The sequence below is a fragment of the Kribbella sp. NBC_00709 genome (assembly GCF_036226565.1).
Taxonomy (GTDB): domain Bacteria; phylum Actinomycetota; class Actinomycetes; order Propionibacteriales; family Kribbellaceae; genus Kribbella.
In genome coordinates this window covers 6,618,011-6,636,426 of sequence record NZ_CP108996.1, presented here as the reverse complement: position 1 = coordinate 6,636,426, position 18,416 = coordinate 6,618,011, and the positions used below count along the sequence as shown (strand labels likewise).

The 18,416-nt window shown below is 66.3% G+C and carries 14 protein-coding genes and 1 tRNA gene; 4 read left to right on the top strand and 11 right to left on the bottom strand.

Features of this window, described 5'->3' with window-relative positions:
• Positions 1 to 7: 7 nt before the first annotated feature.
• Positions 8 to 436, bottom strand: coding sequence for a DUF805 domain-containing protein (locus tag OHA18_RS32450; RefSeq protein WP_328999150.1), 429 nt, complete (start codon positions 434 to 436; stop codon positions 8 to 10).
• A 161-nt stretch (positions 437 to 597) separates the two neighbouring features.
• Positions 598 to 1,266 (bottom strand): class I SAM-dependent methyltransferase, encoded by a 669-nt coding sequence (locus OHA18_RS32445; protein ID WP_328999149.1) that lies wholly within the window; start codon positions 1,264 to 1,266, stop codon positions 598 to 600.
• 259 nt (positions 1,267 to 1,525) lie between these two features.
• On the opposite strand from OHA18_RS32445, the gene OHA18_RS32440 reads away from it, so the two are divergent.
• The 3 genes from OHA18_RS32440 to OHA18_RS32430 all read left to right on the top strand — a co-directional run bounded on the left by OHA18_RS32440 (position 1,526) and on the right by OHA18_RS32430 (position 6,934).
• Complete coding sequence (locus OHA18_RS32440) at positions 1,526 to 3,523, top strand: SCO7613 C-terminal domain-containing membrane protein (protein ID WP_328999148.1); 1,998 nt, start codon at positions 1,526 to 1,528, stop codon at positions 3,521 to 3,523.
• Positions 3,524 to 3,614: 91 nt separating this feature from the next.
• Positions 3,615 to 5,138, top strand: coding sequence for a carbohydrate kinase family protein (locus tag OHA18_RS32435; protein WP_328999147.1), 1,524 nt, complete (start codon positions 3,615 to 3,617; stop codon positions 5,136 to 5,138).
• Positions 5,139 to 5,392: 254 nt separating this feature from the next.
• Positions 5,393 to 6,934, top strand: coding sequence for a PfkB family carbohydrate kinase (locus OHA18_RS32430; protein ID WP_328999146.1), 1,542 nt, complete (start codon positions 5,393 to 5,395; stop codon positions 6,932 to 6,934).
• Here OHA18_RS32430 and OHA18_RS32425 read toward each other — a convergent pair.
• Positions 6,887 to 7,894, bottom strand: coding sequence for a Mom family adenine methylcarbamoylation protein (locus OHA18_RS32425; RefSeq protein WP_328999145.1), 1,008 nt, complete (start codon positions 7,892 to 7,894; stop codon positions 6,887 to 6,889). The two genes, OHA18_RS32430 and OHA18_RS32425, sit on opposite strands and share 48 nt — an antisense overlap.
• 505 nt (positions 7,895 to 8,399) lie before the next feature.
• Here OHA18_RS32425 and OHA18_RS32420 point away from each other — a divergent pair.
• A complete protein-coding gene (locus tag OHA18_RS32420) occupies positions 8,400 to 8,555 on the top strand; it encodes a hypothetical protein (protein ID WP_328999144.1) in 156 nt (51 codons plus the stop codon).
• 74 nt (positions 8,556 to 8,629) lie between these two features.
• On the opposite strand, the gene OHA18_RS32415 is transcribed toward OHA18_RS32420, so the two are convergent.
• The 8 genes from OHA18_RS32415 to OHA18_RS32380 all read right to left on the bottom strand — a co-directional run bounded on the left by OHA18_RS32415 (position 8,630) and on the right by OHA18_RS32380 (position 18,379).
• The gene (locus OHA18_RS32415; protein WP_328999143.1) at positions 8,630 to 8,956 is read right to left on the bottom strand and encodes a hypothetical protein; all 327 of its coding nucleotides are present in this window, start codon (positions 8,954 to 8,956) and stop codon (positions 8,630 to 8,632) included.
• Between the two features lie 287 nt (positions 8,957 to 9,243).
• On the bottom strand, positions 9,244 to 10,965 hold the full coding sequence (locus tag OHA18_RS32410; RefSeq protein WP_328999142.1) for an IucA/IucC family protein: 1,722 nt from the start codon (positions 10,963 to 10,965) through the stop codon (positions 9,244 to 9,246).
• Positions 10,962 to 12,224, bottom strand: coding sequence for a lysine N(6)-hydroxylase/L-ornithine N(5)-oxygenase family protein (locus OHA18_RS32405; RefSeq protein WP_328999141.1), 1,263 nt, complete (start codon positions 12,222 to 12,224; stop codon positions 10,962 to 10,964). The genes OHA18_RS32410 and OHA18_RS32405 overlap by 4 nt, the downstream gene beginning before the upstream one ends.
• Position 12,225: 1 nt before the next feature.
• The gene (locus OHA18_RS32400; protein ID WP_328999140.1) at positions 12,226 to 12,750 is read right to left on the bottom strand and encodes a GNAT family N-acetyltransferase; all 525 of its coding nucleotides are present in this window, start codon (positions 12,748 to 12,750) and stop codon (positions 12,226 to 12,228) included.
• A 17-nt stretch (positions 12,751 to 12,767) separates the two neighbouring features.
• Positions 12,768 to 14,384: an IucA/IucC family protein gene (locus OHA18_RS32395; protein ID WP_328999139.1), complete on the bottom strand. Its 1,617-nt coding sequence runs from the start codon at positions 14,382 to 14,384 to the stop codon at positions 12,768 to 12,770.
• Positions 14,381 to 15,868, bottom strand: a complete 1,488-nt coding sequence (locus OHA18_RS32390; RefSeq protein WP_328999138.1) for a pyridoxal phosphate-dependent decarboxylase family protein — start codon at positions 15,866 to 15,868, stop codon at positions 14,381 to 14,383. The genes OHA18_RS32395 and OHA18_RS32390 overlap by 4 nt, the downstream gene beginning before the upstream one ends.
• Positions 15,869 to 15,951: 83 nt before the next feature.
• Positions 15,952 to 18,279, bottom strand: coding sequence for a hypothetical protein (locus OHA18_RS32385; RefSeq protein WP_328999137.1), 2,328 nt, complete (start codon positions 18,277 to 18,279; stop codon positions 15,952 to 15,954).
• Between the two features lie 28 nt (positions 18,280 to 18,307).
• A tRNA-Ser gene (locus tag OHA18_RS32380) sits at positions 18,308 to 18,379 on the bottom strand.
• Positions 18,380 to 18,416: the final 37 nt, after the last annotated feature.

Here is an 18,416-nt window from a genome sequence, read left to right as displayed (position 1 = left end):
TCTGAACTCAGACGGTCGGGTAACCCGGCTCCGCCGGACCCGCGCCCGGGCCGCCGAACCGCTCGGCCGCCTTCGGGTCCGGGCCGTACGCGTTGTCGCCGGCGTTGCCCTCCTGGGCGGCGAGCACGATGAACCAGATCCAGCCGATGCAGGGGATCAGGTTGATCAGGATCCACCAGCCGGAGCGCCCGGTGTCGTGCATCCGCCGGATCGCCACACCGATGGTCGGCAGCAGGACCGCCAGGCTGTAGATCGTCGACAGCCAGCCGGACGAGCTGCTCGAGCCCGAGCCGAAGTCGAGTCCGAGGATCTTGTCCAGGATGGACAGGATGATCGAAGCGATCACGTTGAAGAGCACGAACATCCAGTACTCTTTGCGGCGGGCCCGGCCGTCGAACACGGCGTACTTCTTCAGAACGTCGATGTACCACTGCATTGCTGTATCTCCGATGGTCGAAGGTGTGACGCGGACCGAGCCTGTCGGAACCGGTCGGGTTCGTCAATGCAACTTTTCGCTTTGGTGACCACACCGCAATCTGGCACGCCGGTACCGGCGGCAACTTGACCAGTTCGGAACCAGAACACCTAGAGCCGGCTTCAGCTTTCCGGTCCGGGTTTGGTCATGGTGACGCGCCACATCCGCCGCTGGCCTTCGTCGTACGGCGCGGTGTCGTCGAGCCGCCACTGCTCGGCCAGCTCGGTCACCAGCGACTCGTCGAAGAACCGCCCGACGAAGCCGTCGTGCATGGACAGTCCGTCGTCGAGCTGACGCCAATGCCGCGAACACGGGTCGTCCGTCGACCACACGGCGTACACGAAAAGCCCGCCGGGGCAGAGAACCCGATGGATCTCGGCGACGAGTGATCGCAGCTCGGACGGCGAGAACGCCATGTTCAGCAGGACGTTCGCGAACACCGCGTTGACCGTCGCATCGGCCGGCGGCAGCGGATCCCGTACGTCGTGCAGCGCCGCCGTCACGCGGTCGTCGAGCCCTTCCCGCTGGGCCTCGTGCCGCAACTGGTCGAGCGCCGCCTCGCTGAAGTCGGTGGCGTGCACACTGAATCCCTGCCTGGCCAGGAAAAACGCATCCCGACCATGCCCCGCACCAAGCTCCAACACATCATCGATGCCCGCGGCACCGAACACCTCCGCCGCCCACTCCACCGCGGCCGAAGGCTGTGCCCCATGCAACTGCGGGCGCCGCGCATAAGCCGACTCCCACCGCTCCTGCTGAACTCTCGCAAGCTCGACATGCCCAGTATTCATGTTGCTCCCCGTGTTCGTCCCACCGATCTGGACGATCGACAGACCGCAGCAGCCTACGTCAGAACTTTGAGTAGACGTACTCAAGCGGCAAACCGTTCCAGCTCGGGACAGTGGAATCGACCTTCAGGAGGACTCGATGCCCACCGCCACAATCACCTGCCCCACCTGCAGCACGCCCCTGCAACTCGCCGTCCTCCCCACCCCTTATCCACAGCCTTACCCACAACCCCGGTCCCCCGTATACACAGCACCTCCTTTCATGCAGCCCGCTCCTGTTGTGCAGGCGGCTCCTCCTGCCCAGCCGGCCGCGTCGGTGCCGCTCGCTGCCTCCGCGCGTCCGCCGTCGGGCACGCGCCCGCGCTACCAGTCCCGCTTCGGCGAACCCCGCCCCCTCCCGGCACCACCGGCGAACCCCAGCCGCCCCTCACGAATCCGCCGCCTGAGCCCCCAGGCCACCCTCCTGACCCTCGGCGTACTCCTCCTGCTGGCAGCCGGCGTCACCTTCCTCGCCGTCACCTGGGACAGCCTCCCCGTCCCCGCGCAGGCCGGCATCATCGCCACCCTCGCCGCCCTCGCGCTGGCCGGCTCGGTCCCGGCATCCCGCCGTACCCTCACCGGCACCGCCGAAGCCCTCGCCATCCTCGGCACCGGCCTCCTCACCGTCGACCTGTACGGCGCCCGCACCCTCGGCCTGATCCCACCCATCGACGGCTTCACCTACAGCGCGATCGTGTTCGCCACTCTCGCCGTACTCACCCTCCTGATGACGCGCCTAGCCCCCAAGGTCCACACCTACGGCGTCACCACGGTCATCGCCGCGCAACTCCCGCTCCCCCTCGTCCTGCACGACCGCACGAGTCTGCCCGTCCTCCTCGCCGTGCTCTTGGCCCAGGTCGTCCTCACACTGCGCCTGTCCACGGGAACCCCCACGATCCGCCGTACCGGCGCCATCACCGCAACCGCCGTCTTCTGCACCATCCTCATCACCGGCATGACCCGCACGTTCCTCGGCCTCATGGACTCGTACGGCGACATCGTGCCGACACATACCGAACTACTGAAGACGCTCGCCACCGCCGCGATCCTGTGCATCGCCGCCGCTACCGGCATCGTGCTCGTGCGCAAACACCCGTTCCTCGCCGCGATCCCGTCCGGCCTCGGCGAGGCCGTGTCCACCGCAGCCGCCGGCTTCGCCGTCGCGACCGCACTCCCCCAGATCCCCGGCCCGGGTCGCTGGCTGACGACAGCCCTCGCCACCGCACTGGCCATCACCGCACTCCTCGCCACCCGCAGAACCACGACCACTCGTACCGGCATTCTGGTGCTACGCACCGCCACCATCACAGTCGCCGCAGTCGACGTCGTACTCTGCCTGGCTGTCGCGGACATCCGCCAACTCGGCTACATCGCCGCAATCATCGCCGTACTGTCCGTCCTCGCCGCTCTCCGCAAAACCGTCACCCCTGTCCTCGCGGCGCCCATCGCCGGCCTCAGTGCCCAACTGGCGATCGTCCTGTTCGCCGCCGACACCTACATCACCCTCTGGCCGGCCACCATCTGCCTCGCCCTGGTCGGCGCGATCGGCACATCAATAGCCTGCCGCCACATTGGCCAACCCCTCGAGCATGTCCTGATCCCAACCACAATCTGCGCCGCCGCCCTGGCCGAAATCACCGCCGTCCTGACCTCTTCCCCCACCACAGCCACAGCGATCGTTCTCACCATCACCGCAGCCCCCTTAGTTGCCTACGGCATGAATCGGACCCGCCGCCCCGCCCTTCTCATCGCCGCCCTCTTCCTCATCACCGCCAACACCACGTTCATGCTCGGCGCCCACACCACCACCCTCGAGTGGTACACCGTCCCGCCCGCCCTGATCCTGATCGCCATCGGACTCCTTGCCTACCGCAACCATTCCAGCTGGATCTCCCTGGCCCCCGGCCTCCTCGTCGGCCTGACCCCTTCCACGCTCATCGCCACCCCCACCGGCAACTGGCTCCGCCTGACCCTCGTAGTAGCCGCCGCCCTCCTCACCATTCTCACCGGCACCCGCCACTCCCTCCAGGCCCCTTTCCTGATCGGCGCCGCAGTACTGGCCAAACTAGCCATCTGGCAATTCCTCGACGTAGCCCCCCAAATCCCCCGCTGGATCACCCTAGGAACCGCCGGCCTAATCCTCCTAACAGTCGGCACCACCTACGAACACCGCCTAACCCAAGCCAAACAAGCCACCCGCTGGATAGCTGCCCTCCGCTGAATCAACCGCTTGCTAGGACGCGCTGACAATCACCCCCAACACGGCCGCGCACCGCATACTGAAAATGCTGTCTAGCTGCGTTGGGGGACGCATGTCCGAACACTCGTTCCAGGGACAAACCGAGGCCTCCTACTTGGTCCCTGTCTTCGAGTCTCTCCGCCGCTACGACGGCCTAACAGCCAAACGCCTCGCAGCCCGAGCCGCCCAACCCCTCCTCCGCCTCCCCATAGTCCAGAACCACGCAGTCCAGACAGGCGACAAGCCCGCCGATGCCGCCCTAGCGGTCATCATCGAGCAGGTCATGAAATTGGATGCCGCGGCTGACCGCGTCATCGCCGACGCGATCCTCCGACTCGGGATCTACCTCGAGACCTATAGATCGCACTCGGTTTCCAAACGAGCGATCCATCACCTCGGATCCGGCGGGCTCGGTGACCGCCGGATTGCTCTTGTCCAGAATTGGCAGGTTCTACACGAAGCACTCGGCGAGCAACCGCTCTCAGAACCGCCCGGCGAACACACCTTGCGGTCGCGGATGGAGAGCGAGGTCTTCGAGAGACTCGCCGCCATGCTGGTGAATCCAAGGCCGATCATCGAGGTCTCCGAGCCCGGAGAGCCAATTCCGATCTCCACCGCGCAAACCGTCGACTCCGCCGCCAGCGGAAAGGTCATCGTCCTAGGCGGCGCTGCGATCGACCATATCTGGCGGCTAGGCTCGACACCTGAGGTCGGAACGTCTGCGATGGCGATGAGCTACACCCGAGCTCCGGGCGGCAAAGGCCTCAGCCAGGCAGTTGCTGCCGCTCATCTCGACCTCGATGTGTCTCTCATCGCAGCTATCGCCAGTGACGACGAGGGCAAAGAGATCGAATCCCACCTCCAACGCGAAGGTGTAGACACCTCGCTCCTGAAACGCATCGAACGATCCGCCGCCCGGACGCCGGCCACCGGCGTCTTCGAACTCCCCGCCGGCAACAGTTCCGCCGCAGTCTGGCGCGACGGCGTCGAACTGGACATATCCACGATCGACGCACATGCCGCAACTCTCACCTCATGCGACGTCCTGCTCCTTACGTTCGAACTCCCGCAATCGGTTCTGAAACACACTCTCGAGCTCGTCAGCACCACGTCGGGTCATCCGGTCGTGATCGTCACCCCCGGCCAGCCCTACGCTGACGGGCAACTACTTAGCCCGCTCTTGAAACAGGTGGACTACCTCGTCGGGCACATGTGGGAGCTCGAAGGGTTCGCATTCTCCAAAAAGGCTAGGCTCGACCCCCAGCTCCTCAGCGACGATCTCCTCAGCCTCGGTCTCAGATCCCTCTGCCTCCTCAGCGACACAGGTGGAGGCAGCATCTACGAACGCGGCAAGTCCCCCGAGCAGATCCCCGTTCCCCACTCCGTCCTCAAGGAATCCTCCGTCACTCGAGACTCCTTCTGCGCCGCCCTCGCCGCCCGCCTCATCGAAGATCGCACCCTCACCGGCAACACCATCCGCTGGGCCGCAGCCGCAATGGCCAGCTTCACCGAGACATACCACCAGACTCCCTCCTACCCGCTGCGCGCCACGGTTGACGAAATGTATCGCCGAATCACCTCACGGGAGGACTCATGACGACCACCGGAGGGAATACTCCCAACATCGCCTGCAGGGCGGGACCTGCCGAACGCGAGACCAGCATCCGGGGGCGGCCGTGAGAGGACCATTCTCAGCTTCACGGATAACTTCTACGGCGACCAACCGGTTGCACCGACATAACCAAACAGCGAATTGCCAGCCCGGGTCCCGACAGGTCTGAGAGCTGCTGGCACACTCTGCTCACTGCAGAGTCACACGGACGACTGCAGGAGCAAGGCAGGTGGGGGTCGATGACAACTAGATCCGAGGGACGGCAGGCGAACGCCGCCTTGCTACTCGTGAGCGTGCTGGAGAAGCTCCGTACGCATGACGGCGTGACTATCCACCGCATCCACGCCGGTCGCATCGGCGCCACAGCCCCGCTGCTCGAGTTCGCGGCGTCGCGCTTCGGCGACATCCGTGATCTCGAGCTCGCATCAGCTGCCTTCGATCTGCTCGTCGCGACCGTTCGCGAACGCCTCTCTGGCACGCAACAGGTTGTTGCTGACGCAATCCTCGCCCTTGGCGTGAATGAGGGCACCTACACCGCCGCCGGTATCGATGATCGGGTTACTCGATCGCTCTATCACGCCGCGCTCGGCCGCCGCCGCCAGGTGCTTCTCGGCAATTGGCACCGTCTGCACGGCGCCCTCGATCTGGATGCTCCCGAAGCCCCGGGCGACAGGGCTCTTCGCGGAACGACTGAGCCCGCGGTGCTGCGCGAATTGGCGAACCAACTGATCCGCCGGGACGCCCACGCGTCTGGACCCGGACGTGTGACGACGCGGGATCTGATACCGCCTGACGACAAGGCTCACCCGGGCCGCGTGATTGTCGTGGGTGGCGCAGTGATGGATGCGACGTTCCGCATCAAGTCGTTGCCTGCATCGGAAACGTCGACCGAGGCCTACGACTTCGACCTGTCTCCCGGAGGCAAAGGCCTTATGCAGGCGATCGCAGCCGCTCGGCTAGGTCTGAAGACTTCGTTGATCGCCGCGGTCGCCGATGACTACTTCGGCCAGGACATCCTCGAGCACCTCGAATCGGAGGGTGTCGACACCTCCCTGATCAAGCTTGTCCCCGGCGCGAGTACTCCGGTTACCGGGGTATTCGAGAAGGAGCTTGGCGACAGCATCGCGGTCAACTGGCGCAATCAGCGTGAGGTCTTCCTGTCCAAGCGCGACGTGGATGATCGAGCCGACAGACTGGTCGAATGCGACGTGCTCATGACGACCTTCGAGGTGCCTCGCGAGACCATGCAGCGAACTCTCGCTCTTGCTCATCGTAGACCCAGCAGTCGCCCTCTGGTGATCGTGACGCCTGGTCAGCCATACGCCGACGAACGCATCAATCACGAGACGTTCGAACAGATCGACTACCTCGTAGCCCACGCCTGGGAGCTAGGGCCGTTCGCGCCGCCGGACGAGGTCCCTTTCACCCCCGAGCCGGTCGCTCAAAAGCTTGTGACCTACGGCGTGGAGACTCTGTGTCTTCTGGTGAACGGGGGCTGCACAATCTACTCACACACCGGCGATGGCATCAGCCAGGTGCCAACGATTCCGACGATCTACAAGGAGGCGTCAGTCGCACGGGACGCCTTCTGCGCAGCACTTGCAGCCAAGCTGATCGAGAACGATCGGAGCTTCTCTCCCGAGGTCGCGCTCTGGGCGTCTGCCGCAATGTCCTGCGCCACATCCGGTTTCCGATCGGACTCATCGATGCCCGATCGCAAGCGCATAGACACCCTACTGGCCCGCTCCGGGCTCCAACCGAAGAACGCGGACGCGGTCTGATCCACCTGACCGACGACGCAGGCGGCGCTGGGTGTCCACCGGAACAATCTCGGTAGTGTCGTGGAGGCGGCAGCAGTAGATCCACGAGTCCAGCAGTCGCGTGCGACTCTGCTCAAATCGGGTAGCGGGATTGATCCGGCGCAGCTCCGTCAGATTGGCACCGCCGTACCGGAGTCGAAGCTGACGTGGACTCGCGTACACACCGTCGACATACAAGTACGGCCGAGCCTGGACCGACATCCATTGCCGCCAGTTGGCTGCCCGATAACTGGCGCCGACGAAGCCGAGGTTGGGATCGACCGCTGTCGTCAGCACTCTCGCATCCGTGATCGCGCGCATGGCCTGCCGAACCTTCGCGAGCAGAAAAGAGATGGCGTTCGCCGGTGCCACATTGAAGGAGTAGACGCGCGATACGTCCCAGGCGGCGCCGGGCGGGAGGTCGAATTGTGCCCCAAGTTGTCGGTCGACCAGGGCCCACTCCAACGGGGACACGCTGCACAGCGTCACGGGAAGCTGATGCACCGGGTCCACGAGAGCGAAGTTCAAGGAACCTGCTCGCGCACTCCGCAGATAGTGCAGGCGACTGAATATCTGATCCGCGATGCCGTCTGACAGTAGCGTGAACCGCAGATCCGAGAGCGGATACCCATCCTTTGGGATCAGTGGCTTTATTGCCTCATAATCACGCCAGAGCCTCGACGCGTTGCGGTGCAGTTCGGCGACGATGTCACGACGCTGGATGCCTCCGTCCGACCGCGCCAGCAGCGGCAGGTGCAACAGCGTGCGGACCGTGAGCGCGCGTACCGGGACGCCGTACCTGCCTGCGATGAACTCGACATCGTCTGCGAATGCCGGCCTGTTCAGCCTGCAGTCATCGAGCATCACAAGTCGTCGCGTCGGCATTAGCCCCTCGGTCAAGCCAGGGGCAGACGTTCGGGCACCTTGCTGCGAAATCGTCATTCGTCCAGAGTCCGCACGTGCCGCTGATGCGCATCGGTCGGCGCGTGCAGACGTCACCGTGCGGCGGTGATCTTCACCACATTCGGAGACTAGCGGAAGGTTGCCTTATCACCGCAACTCCAAGCGTGCACGTATTGGTGGTGTCGCGCGGCAGTCACCCGCCGCTTGGCAGGCTGAGATCGCCATCTGGCACTCTCTGCCAACCATCTGGCACCGTCGCGCCGCGATGCGGCCGTCATTCTCTGCCAACTGGCAGCCGGTCGCGCACAGGAAACTCGACCACTTCTGCGGACCGATTGCCAAGTCCGCGACAGTGCGCGCCAGCCGGTTCCCGATTATCAAATGTTGGTTGGGAAACCGTCACCAAATCCTACGGATTGACAACCGATTGTCGCGGAGTCCCATAGAAGAGTAATCAAACGCGAAGCGCCGCCGCCCACTTTAGTCGGCAGGCGGCAAATGACAAGGAACAAGGGGACGTGAATCAGGAAAAGAGGGACACACCATGAACCAGCACGAAATGCTCCCGATCCTCGTCGCGCTCGCCGGCGCGGTGATCATGGTGACGCTGTGGAAACAGCTCCTGATTCTTGTCCTCGTGGGAGTCGCACTGGTCTTCTGCTACGGCCTGTACAACGTTGCGGTCCTGATGGCGGGCTGAGGCCCGCTGATCCGCTCTACGCCCGCCCGGGAGAATCCCGGGCGGGCGTAGGTCTGTTCACCGGCCGGCTGGGGTCACAGATCGGCGGGCCGGTTGGCGCGGGCGAGCCAGCTCGTCATGCCTTTGGCCAGGAGTTGGGTGCGATGCCAGACCGGGTCTTGTCTGAGCTCTCGGGCGGAGAGGCGGATGAGGGCTTTGTATTCGATTGCGAGAGCGGTGAGGGTGCTGTGGCGGTCGCAGACGAAGGCTCGGTCGGAGAGGAGTTCGTACTGGTCGCAGGTCAGGTCGATGACCCAGCGGTCAGGGGAGGTCGGGTTGCCGATCTCGATCCAGCAGTGGAACTGCAGCGTTTGATTGCCGACGAGGATGTCCCCCACGCAGTACCGGGATCGCGCTCGCAACAGCCAAGGGAGTTCGTGCAGCAGCCACGCTGAGCTGACGCCGCATTGGCCTGCCGAGGCAGGCAACCCCGGGCCGGACACGAAGTCGGGGTGGATGGTGGATTCGGACCACTCTTCGGAGAGCGCAGCACGGTACGCGTAGAGCCGGCGGCGGAGGTGGGCAGAGAACCAAGTGTCAGGCTGTGAAGACGAGGCTGCCAAGGCAGAGTTTGACACGGTGGCCCCCCAATCCCTCGCTTCGAACCACTCACTCGGCATTGTGGGCGCTGCCGGATTCGGTCGCAAGGTCAATATTGCAAGGGGATTGGGGTGGCTGTGTGCAACGGGTTGGGGATGGTGCCGGTTACTGGGATGGGCGGGCGGGTGTGCAGGTCGGTGTAGCCGAGGGTTAGGCGGTAGCCGTTGAGGGGGTAGCGGAGGAAGGTTTCGGCGGTCAGGGCGGTGGCGGCCAGGCGGTCGGTGTATTCGGGGTGGTTCTGGGTGTAGCGGTGTACTTCGGCCAGAGCGATACCCCAGAAGATTTCCTCTGGGATCAGGGACTTGGCGGCCAGGGGGTTGAGGACGCCGAGGAGGAGGGCGTCTACGACGTACTGGCGGAGGATGGGCCAGGGTTTGCGGGGCAGCACTCGGGCATGGGAGTCCGGTTCGATGCCTCGGGCAACTATTGGGGTGGTGGAGACGTTGATGTCGTCGACCAGGTCCTTGATGACGAGGCGGGTCGGGAGGCCGGAGGGGTTGCAGATGATCGCGAGGTTTTCACCGTGGGGGTTGACGGTGATGCCGTAGTGGTGGAGTAGGTGGAGTAGCGGGCGGAGGAGGGTGGAGAGGAGGTGGCTGAGCCAGGTCTGGGGGTCGGTTCCGGAGCGGGCGATCATTTCTTCGGCCAGTCCGGGATGTAAGACGGCGGCTAGGGGCCAGACGGTTTCGGCTTCGCCGAGGCGGGGGTCGATGGGGTCTCGCCAGATGGTGCCGAGGGTTTCGGTCCATTGGTACGGGATGGTGGGGGTGGTGGAGAGTTGGGGGTGGGGGACGGTGACTGAGGCGACTTCGCCTAGGAGTTCGGTGCCGAGGTCCGTGAACACCTGATCGCGGGACCAGAGGCCGCGGAGCCATTGGGTGAGCATGGGGGCGGCTAGCGTGCAGTGCGGCGGGATGCCTCGGTAGACGGAGGTGTTGAGGATTTTGAGTGGGAGTTTTACCTGGTAGCGGGTGGGGTTGGAGATGTTCACCATGGTGCGGATTGATTGGGTGGGGAGATAGTCGTCCAGGGACTCCCCCAGGATGACGATTTCGCCGGTGGCCAGTTCTCGGGCCCACTGGGTGCGGATGACGTGGTTGAGTTGCCAGGGGTGGCATGGGAGCCAGACGTAGGCATCCGGGTCGTCCAGCTTGGCGCGGAAGGACTCGATCACCGGTGGGTCCAGTTCGCGTTCCACCACTGCGTGTTCGGAGAGGTCCGGCGTACCGCGGAATTCGGCGAGGCCTCGTCGTACGGCGAGCCAGATCAGCCGCACCGGCGTACGGGCTTCAGGGGCGTAGCGGGCGCTGTCGGAGGCGGAGAAGCCTAGGCGGCCCTTGTTGGCTACCAGGAGGGGATGGCCGGTCAGGTATCCCTCCAGTCGGCTGTGGTGCAGGTTCAAGAGCTCCTCAGGCTGCAGAGCTGTGGATGCCATGCGTACGTCGGCTGCCAGGGTGCTCGTCAGTTCGGCGACGTAGCCGGCGATGGTGGAGCCGCCGAGGTCCAGTACGTCGGCTGCTTCGACGAAGAACTGGATCGGGTCGGTGGCGCGTTCGCTTTCGTCGTTGCCGAGGATGCCGGTGGCGGTACGTCGGATTGACTCCGCATCGACCCGCCAGCTGCCGAACCCACCGCGGGTGGCTTCGAAGGTGTACGACGCTGTGCCTAGGTCCAAGCGGCTGTCCACCGGCTCGAGGAGACCTTCGGTGCAGAACTGGGAGATCAGCTTCGCCAGAAGCTGCGAAGAGCACTGTGTCCAGAGGTCGGTCATCCGGGGATCGCAAAGGTGGTGAAGGCGGTGGACTTCGGGAGGCGGAAGATCTCGCGGCCGGCGATGCTGTTCAGGATGGTGGCGTTGCGGATGGCGCCGAGGCCCAGGTCGGGGGCTGCTACGCCGTGGGAGTGGAGGTCCGCGTTGGCCACGAAGAGACGACCCGCCAGAGCATCAGCCGCCCGAACGCTGTGGTCGCGGTTGATGACCCAGCGGCCGGCCGCGTCGTGCTCGATCTGCGACTGCAGCGACTCCATGAAGGGCAGAGGACGGCTGCGGTACCCCGTGGCCGCCACTACTGCGTCGGTCGTGTGCTGGAACGTCTTGCCGCTGTCGGCGTGGAGCATTGTCAGTTCGAGGCCGTCAGCGCGGGCGACCGCAGCTACGACCCCGACGCCAACCTGCAGCTCAGCCGGAGCGGCACTCAGGTCGCGCGCGTACAGGACATCGTGGATGTCCTCCAGAGTCTCCGACGAGATGCCCTTGTAGTGGCGCCACTGGTCCTTCACCAGCTGGTCACGCTTTGGCTCGTCCAGTGCGTGGAAGTAGTCGACGTACGACGGTGTGGTCATCTCCAGAACGAGCTTCGAGTAGTCCAGGGGCGTGAACGCACCTGTGCGAGTCATCCACGACACGGCCGGACCGTCGGCGCGGAGCAGGTCCAAAAAGCATTCAGCACCAGACTGCCCCGAACCGACGACAGTCACGTGGCCAGTCCTTAGCAAGTCGTCCCGACGGAAGAGGTAGTCCCCGGAGTGCAGGAAGCGCTCGGAAGGCAGTCCGGCGAGCGCAGCGGGCACAGACGGCTCTGTGCCGACGCCGACTACCAGATGCCGCGCTTCGAAGTGTTCGACAGCCTCACCGCGCTCGACCGTCAACAAGAACGCGGATCCGTCCCAGACCACGTCCCGCACGTGGTGACCGAAGTGCAGCGAATCCAGTTGCGCGGCACACCACCGCAGGTACGTCTCGTACTCGCGCCGCGTCGGATGGAACTTCTCCCGTACGTAGAACTGGTAGAGCCGGTCATTCGCACGAAGGAACGACAGGAACGACAGGTGATGCGCCGGCTCCACCAAAGAGACCAGATCCGCCAGGAACGACACCTGCAGCATCGCATCCTCGAACATCAGCCCCCGGTGCCACGTGAACTCCGGCCGGCTGTCCAGCACGGCGAGCTCCACATCCCCCACCTCAGAGGCCAGTGCGGCCAGACCGAGGTTGAACGGACCACAGCCCACAGCGATCACGTCGTACATGTCATGCCTCCACAGTCCGGGTGCGGACCATCAGTAGTGCGGTCTTGTCGGGCAGCTGTAGCTCCCCCTGCTGAACGAAGCCCGCCGCGACGAACGCTCGGACGGACGGGGTGTTCTGTACGTCGGGCTCGGCCACCACGCGCTCGCAGGCCGGAGCGGCCCGCAGCAACGCGTCGGCGATCGCCCGGATCAGTCCACGGCCGAGCCCGCGCCCGACCCGGGTGAGGTCGCCGATGGCGAGGTGGAGGCCCCAGTCGTGCTCGTCGCTCGCGTAGTACTCGGCCAGGTGGTCGTGCCGCACGCGGTACAGCTCGACGTACCCGAAGTCCTCCGCGTCGACGGCTGCCACACAAGGGATCGAGTGCTCCCCCGATACCTGCCTGGTGATCTCCTGGGCCCAGTGCTCGACCGACCAGTCCTGGTGCCACCACCGCTGGATATGTGGCTGCGCCATCCACAAGGCGATCCGCGGCGCGTCGGCAGGTTCGGCCGGTCGGAGGTCAAAGCCGTTGTCCAGGTGGAGCATCGGCCGGATGTCGCATCTCACCGCAGCGGGTTCGGTACGTCGAGGTAGACGGACTGCGCGTCCAGAGGGGCGACAACCTCGTCGATGCCCCGCAGCCGGGTCATCATGTTCGCCTTGCACGGCAGTGTGTCCGCCTCGAGCCATCGCCGCGCCAGACGATCCCCAGAAGGTCCAGCAGCCTTCAGCAACGGCAGTGCGAGAGTCAGCCGCTCACGCACCACCTCCAGCAGAGCAGCCTCATCAGCAATGCCCTCTGCCGCAAGACAGCCGACCACGGCCAGCGCCTGGTTGTGCAGCAGGTAGTAGGTCAACCGGTCGTCGACTATCGGGTCGTCAACCACCGCCAGTGTCGAGTCATGCAGCCCCGTCACCGCCAACAGACCACGCAGGTACGACGACGCGAGGTAGTAGCCCTGGTTGTCGCGATACGCACCGCACTTGATCCGCCCGGCCCCGTCCAGCCGTACCAGCGTGTTCTGCTGATGCGCCTCGAGCCCGATACCGGTCTCGGCGTACAGGTGCAGCATCGGGACCAGCACGTTGTCGATGTACTCCGCCACCCAGCCGGCAGGGTCGTCTGCCGCATACACACTCAGCCGACTGACCCCGCCGGGACGTGGTGCGACGAGTCCCGCCAAACATGCATAACTGTTGACGTCGGTCGGCACTTCTCGTACAGCAACGTCAAGACCGGTCAATGTTGGTCCACCCTCATCAAGAGCAACCCAGGCCGGGTCCCTGACGATCGTGAACCGCGGGTGCGCGGTCGCTGTCCCCGCGTTGTACGCCGCATCGAGCAGCCGATTGATCTCCAGCCCGCGCCGCAGTTCGGTCGGCGTCGACTCGCGCCGCGAGTTGGTGATCCGCAGACCGAGCGACAGCTTCAGCATCACCGGACGATCGGGGTGAAAGACCGTTCGCAACGAAGACGTCGGGTACCACTGCGCGCCGTGCGGCCCCAGTGCCTTGACGCGGCCATCCCTGACTAATGAGGCCACCCGCGGCCGCGTCAGCACCGACGCAGCTTGCCACGGGTGCGCGGGGATCAGCACCCGGCCCGACGACGGGGTGATACCGGCCAGCGCGCCCATCAGCTGCACAGCGTCCAGTCCCTGCAGCGAGGGCGCGCCGGCCACCTGGTCCGACGACACCAGCTCGGCGTCGGCTTCGAACCAGTGCACTGCGAAACGGCCACCGAGCTCGGGCGAGTACGCCGCCAGCTCGGCACCGCTCAGTCCGTCCCGGCTCTTCGGCGCGGGGTGATTCAGATGCCCGAACACCAACGCCTGCTCGAACTCCAGGAAGCGCCCCGGCCCACGCTCCCCGTCAGCCTCGGAAACAAACACCGAGACGTTGCGCACCGACTCCGCCGTACGCGCCGCCAGATCGTCGATCTCCGCCGGATCGGCGTCCGCAGACAGCAAGCGCACCAGTTCCTCGGGAACAGCCGGTACGCCGTCCACGAGCACGTCGGTGAACTGGTGCAACCCGGTGCGCGAAGCATGCTCGACCCGGGCCGTCACCGTCGACGAGCCCACCGGCAACGACAACGGTCCAACAGTCACCGGCACGGACGTTTCGCGGGTGTAGCACCGCAGGATCGCGTTCAGATGAGCGGCAACCGCAATACTCACGCTGCTCCTTCGCCGGTCAGGACGTCGAGGCCGGTGGCCACGACCTGGTCGAGCAGGTCCTCGATGTCCGTCGCTGTGGCGTTCGGGTTCAGCAGCGTCAACTTCAACGCGACCGCGGCCGGGCGGCCGCCGCGGGCCGGCAGCTTGGTCCGGCCGATCAGCACCCGTCCGGACGTCAGCAACCGGCGCCGGACCTCACCCTGGAGCGCGTCCAACGCACCCTGCTCCAGGCCCTGCCCGGCGACCCGGAACAGCACCGTGGTCAGGGTCACCGGCGCCAGCAACTCAAGGTTGCTGTCGGCAACGACCCGGGCCGCGGCGGCGTGCGCGAGCTCGTGACAGGTGTCGAGCATTGTGCCCAGTCCGGCGCGCCCGTATGCCGTCAGCGTGGTGGCAACCTTGACCGCATCCGGACGGCGGGTGGTCTGCAGGCTGCGTCCGAGCAGGCCGTCCAGCCCGGAGTCGATGTCGTCGGCCGGGTTCAGGTAGTCCACCGACCGGTCGAACGCGGAGAACCGGGTCCGGTCGGCCACCAGCAGCACGCTCGTCGCAGCCGGCTGCCAGCCGATCTTGTGCAGGTCGAGCGTGACCGAGTCCGCCAGCGGCAGCTCGGCCAGCAGCGGGGCGAGCCGCTCGGAGAACAACGCCCCGAACCCGTACGCCGCGTCCACGTGCACCCAGGCCCCATGCGCACGGCCCAACGAGGCGATCTCGGCGATCGGGTCGATCGATCCGAAGTCCGTCGTACCGGCCGTCGCGATCACGGCGACCGGCGTACGGCCGGGCTTTGCGAGCTCGTCGGCCAGTACGTCGGTGCGCATCCGGAAGCTCTCGTCGGACGGAATCGTGATCGCCGCGGATTCACCGAGCCCGAGGGCGGCGCAGGCTCGCTGGACGGAGAAGTGCGCCAACTCGGAGCAGAACACGACCGGCCGAACGAGTCCGAGAAGACCGTTCCGCCGTACGTCGAGTCCCACGGCGGCGGCCGCGCTGTCGCGGGCGATCAGGACCGCGAGAAGGTTCGAGATCGAGCCGCCCGGCGTCAGTACGCCGTCCGCCTCCGGACCGAACCCGGCCAGTCCGGCCAGCGCCTTCACGACCCACTGCTCGATCGCGAGCGTCGCCGGACCGGAGTCGTAGGTGTCCATCGAGGCGTTCGAAGCCGAGGCCAGCGCATCCGCGTCCACCGCAACCTGCAGCACCGGCGGCTGCAGGTGGGCCGCCGCGTGCGGGTGACTGAGGTCGATGCCGTTCTGGTCCAGCAGTCCCGCGATCAGGTCGAGCGCGGCCGACTCCCCGACCCCGGTCGATGGGATTCGCGGCTCACCCAGCACCTCGGCGGCGCGACGCAGTACGGCTCCCGGCGAGCCGTGCGGCAACGGTCCACGGTCGCGGTCCGCTACCGTCGAGGCCAGCGGCCAGCGGGCGGTGAACGGATCGCGGACGGGTGTAGGCAGCGCGGTCAGACGCGCGGGCTGCGACATCCAGATCTCCCGGGAAGTTGTCGAGTAAGGCAACCCTTACTAAGGCAGGCCTAACTTTTGCCCGCCTCACCGACCGTGTCAACTCAACCACCCGAGACGTGAACATCCTCACGGACCGGCCGCGCCAACCAGTGCGGCCCCGCGCTCCAACCGAGCAGCCGGCATCCACCGCCAACTGTCCGTCCCTCCGCGTCGAAGTGGCCGCCCGCCGCCACCTCCCGCAGCCCCGCCACAGCCGGCGCGAACCGCGGTCCCAGTACGCCGGCCCGCTCCCCCAGCTTCGCCAGCAGATCGCGTCGTACGGCGTCGTCGCAGAAGCTGAGGTAGAAGATCGCCTGCCGCCACGCGTACGCCGTGTTCTTGATGCCCTGCAACTCGGTGATCCAGGTCGCCGGCGGCTGGGTCTGCCGCTGCACCGCCCAGGAGAATGTGCGGTCGGCCAGATCGGGTGCGGCCTCCCGGAGCCAATCCGTCAGCTGCAGCCCGTCTACCAGCCCAGCCAGGTTGTGCGTCGTCAGGATCTGACTCTGCTCCAGCACGGTGCCGTTCTGAGCGACGGACCCGCCGGCGCTCACCGAGCTCTGTGCCTCCGCAGCACGCTGACGGCACACGTCCGCGAAGTCGTCCGCGGTCGCCTTCCCCCAGCGCTTGTACCGACGCTGCTCCACAACCGGCCACGACGAGGGCAGGTCGTAGTACTGCGCGTACAGCGTCCCGGACAGCACCTGGCTCGCGATCGACGCCGCCGACCGCCACTTCTCGGTGAACGTCCCCATGAAGATGTCGGCCGCGACCTCCTCGACGAGAGGCACCTTCAGGTCCGCCTGCGCGGCGAGCGCGCCGAACTCCCGCAGCAGCGGATTCGGCAGGATCGCCTGGGGAAAGGCAGTCAGGGCGATGACCGTCGTCTCGCGTAGCGACTGCGCCGCGGCCCGCGTCGCCTGCGCACGCCGATCACGGTACGGCGCCACTGCGGCGACCCACGGCAGCTCGTCGAACCGCACCTGGTGCTCGAGGTTGAGCAACAGCAAGCTCCGCCGGCGACGGAAGGCCGCATAGCTCTGGGCGTACACGCCGGCCAGCGACGGGTCCTCGATGTTGGCGGCGAGCAACTGCGACGTGATCTGCGGCAGCACTCGCGCGAGCACCTCCCCCGAGCTGATCAGGCCGCGATCCACCAGCTCACCGATCGGAGCCTCGAGCGCACGGGCTGCCTTCGCGAGGAGGTGTTCCGGCATGGCGGAGCCGGCCGCCGCGGGGACCTCGTCAGCGGTGACCTCGCCCGCGACCGAATCGAGCGTGGGCAGACCGCCGTCATCGGGAAACCGGTCCAGCCGGCAGCTCAGCACGTGCGCCAAGGTCGCGTACGTCGGCCGCGCGGCGACGATGCTCTGCGTCGTACGCAACGCTGCACGGGCCTCCGAACCGGGCGCTCCGTGCGCCGAGACCGTGTTGGCCAGCGCGCGGCGGATCCAGCCGACCTCGCGACCGCTCAGCGCCGAACTATCGGACGGACACCGCTCCAGCGCCGCCTGCAGCCGCGCGAAGTTGCTCTTGGGATGCCGAGGCCGATGGACCTCAGCAGCGGCGTGGAACTCGTCAAGCCATTGGTGACGCCGTTCCACCCAGTCGTCCGGCCAGACTCGGCACGGCCACCCGCCGACGACCTCACCGTCGGCGGTCAGCTCCGGCAGTTCGTCGTCGACGGTGTCGCACCAGAGTGCCATCAGACGGTCGTAGAGCGGGTTCCAGACCCGCAGAGTCTCCAGCATGGCAGCGATCTGCGGCCGCACCGTTGCCTGCCGCAACGTACTGCGCACCTCGGCGACCGGCTGCAGCCGCACCACCGCGCCGGAAGGCGTCGAGGACGGGCTGAACGTCGGCGTGAACCGGAGCCGATGCATCAGCGGCCGCAGCTCGGAGGTGAGATCCAGCGCCGTGGTGTACTGCTCCCGCTCGAGCAACCAGGCGACGACCAGCAGCGCCGACTCCTCCGGCACATCGATCCGGTAGTTCCCGGTGCGCAGGGCCTGGCCGAGCTCGGCGAGCCCTTCGTCGCCGAGGAACCACAGGTTGAGCCGCTCCCGGTCGGTCTCCCCCGGAGCGTTCGCGGGCAGCCGGGCGAGCTCGTCCGCACGCAGCGGCTCCTCCGCCAGGTAACGCCCGGTCGTGAACCCGCCGTGGGCCACCTCGAGCGTGACCCAGGCCGGCGTGTCCGCGACCGGCGTCCTGGATCCGATCGTCAGGCGGCCGGACGCCATCCCGTCCAGAACGTTGCGCCAGGCATCGACCCGGGCGGCGGCACGGCGGCGTACCTCGGCATCGTCGGCGGTCAGCGCGCGCTCGAGAGCCCGTTCCAGCCGGCCCATCGGGTAGCCGGCCGAGGCCGTCTCCCGCGCTTCCTCCGCCATCCGGAACCCCCGCTCCCCTAGAGAAAAGACATGGAGGCAGGACTCGAACCTGCGCCCTCCCGGTAAGCAGCCGGGTGATCTACCCCTGATCTACTCCATGCAGTGCGCTACAGCCTAGCGACCGTACGGGCGCTTCG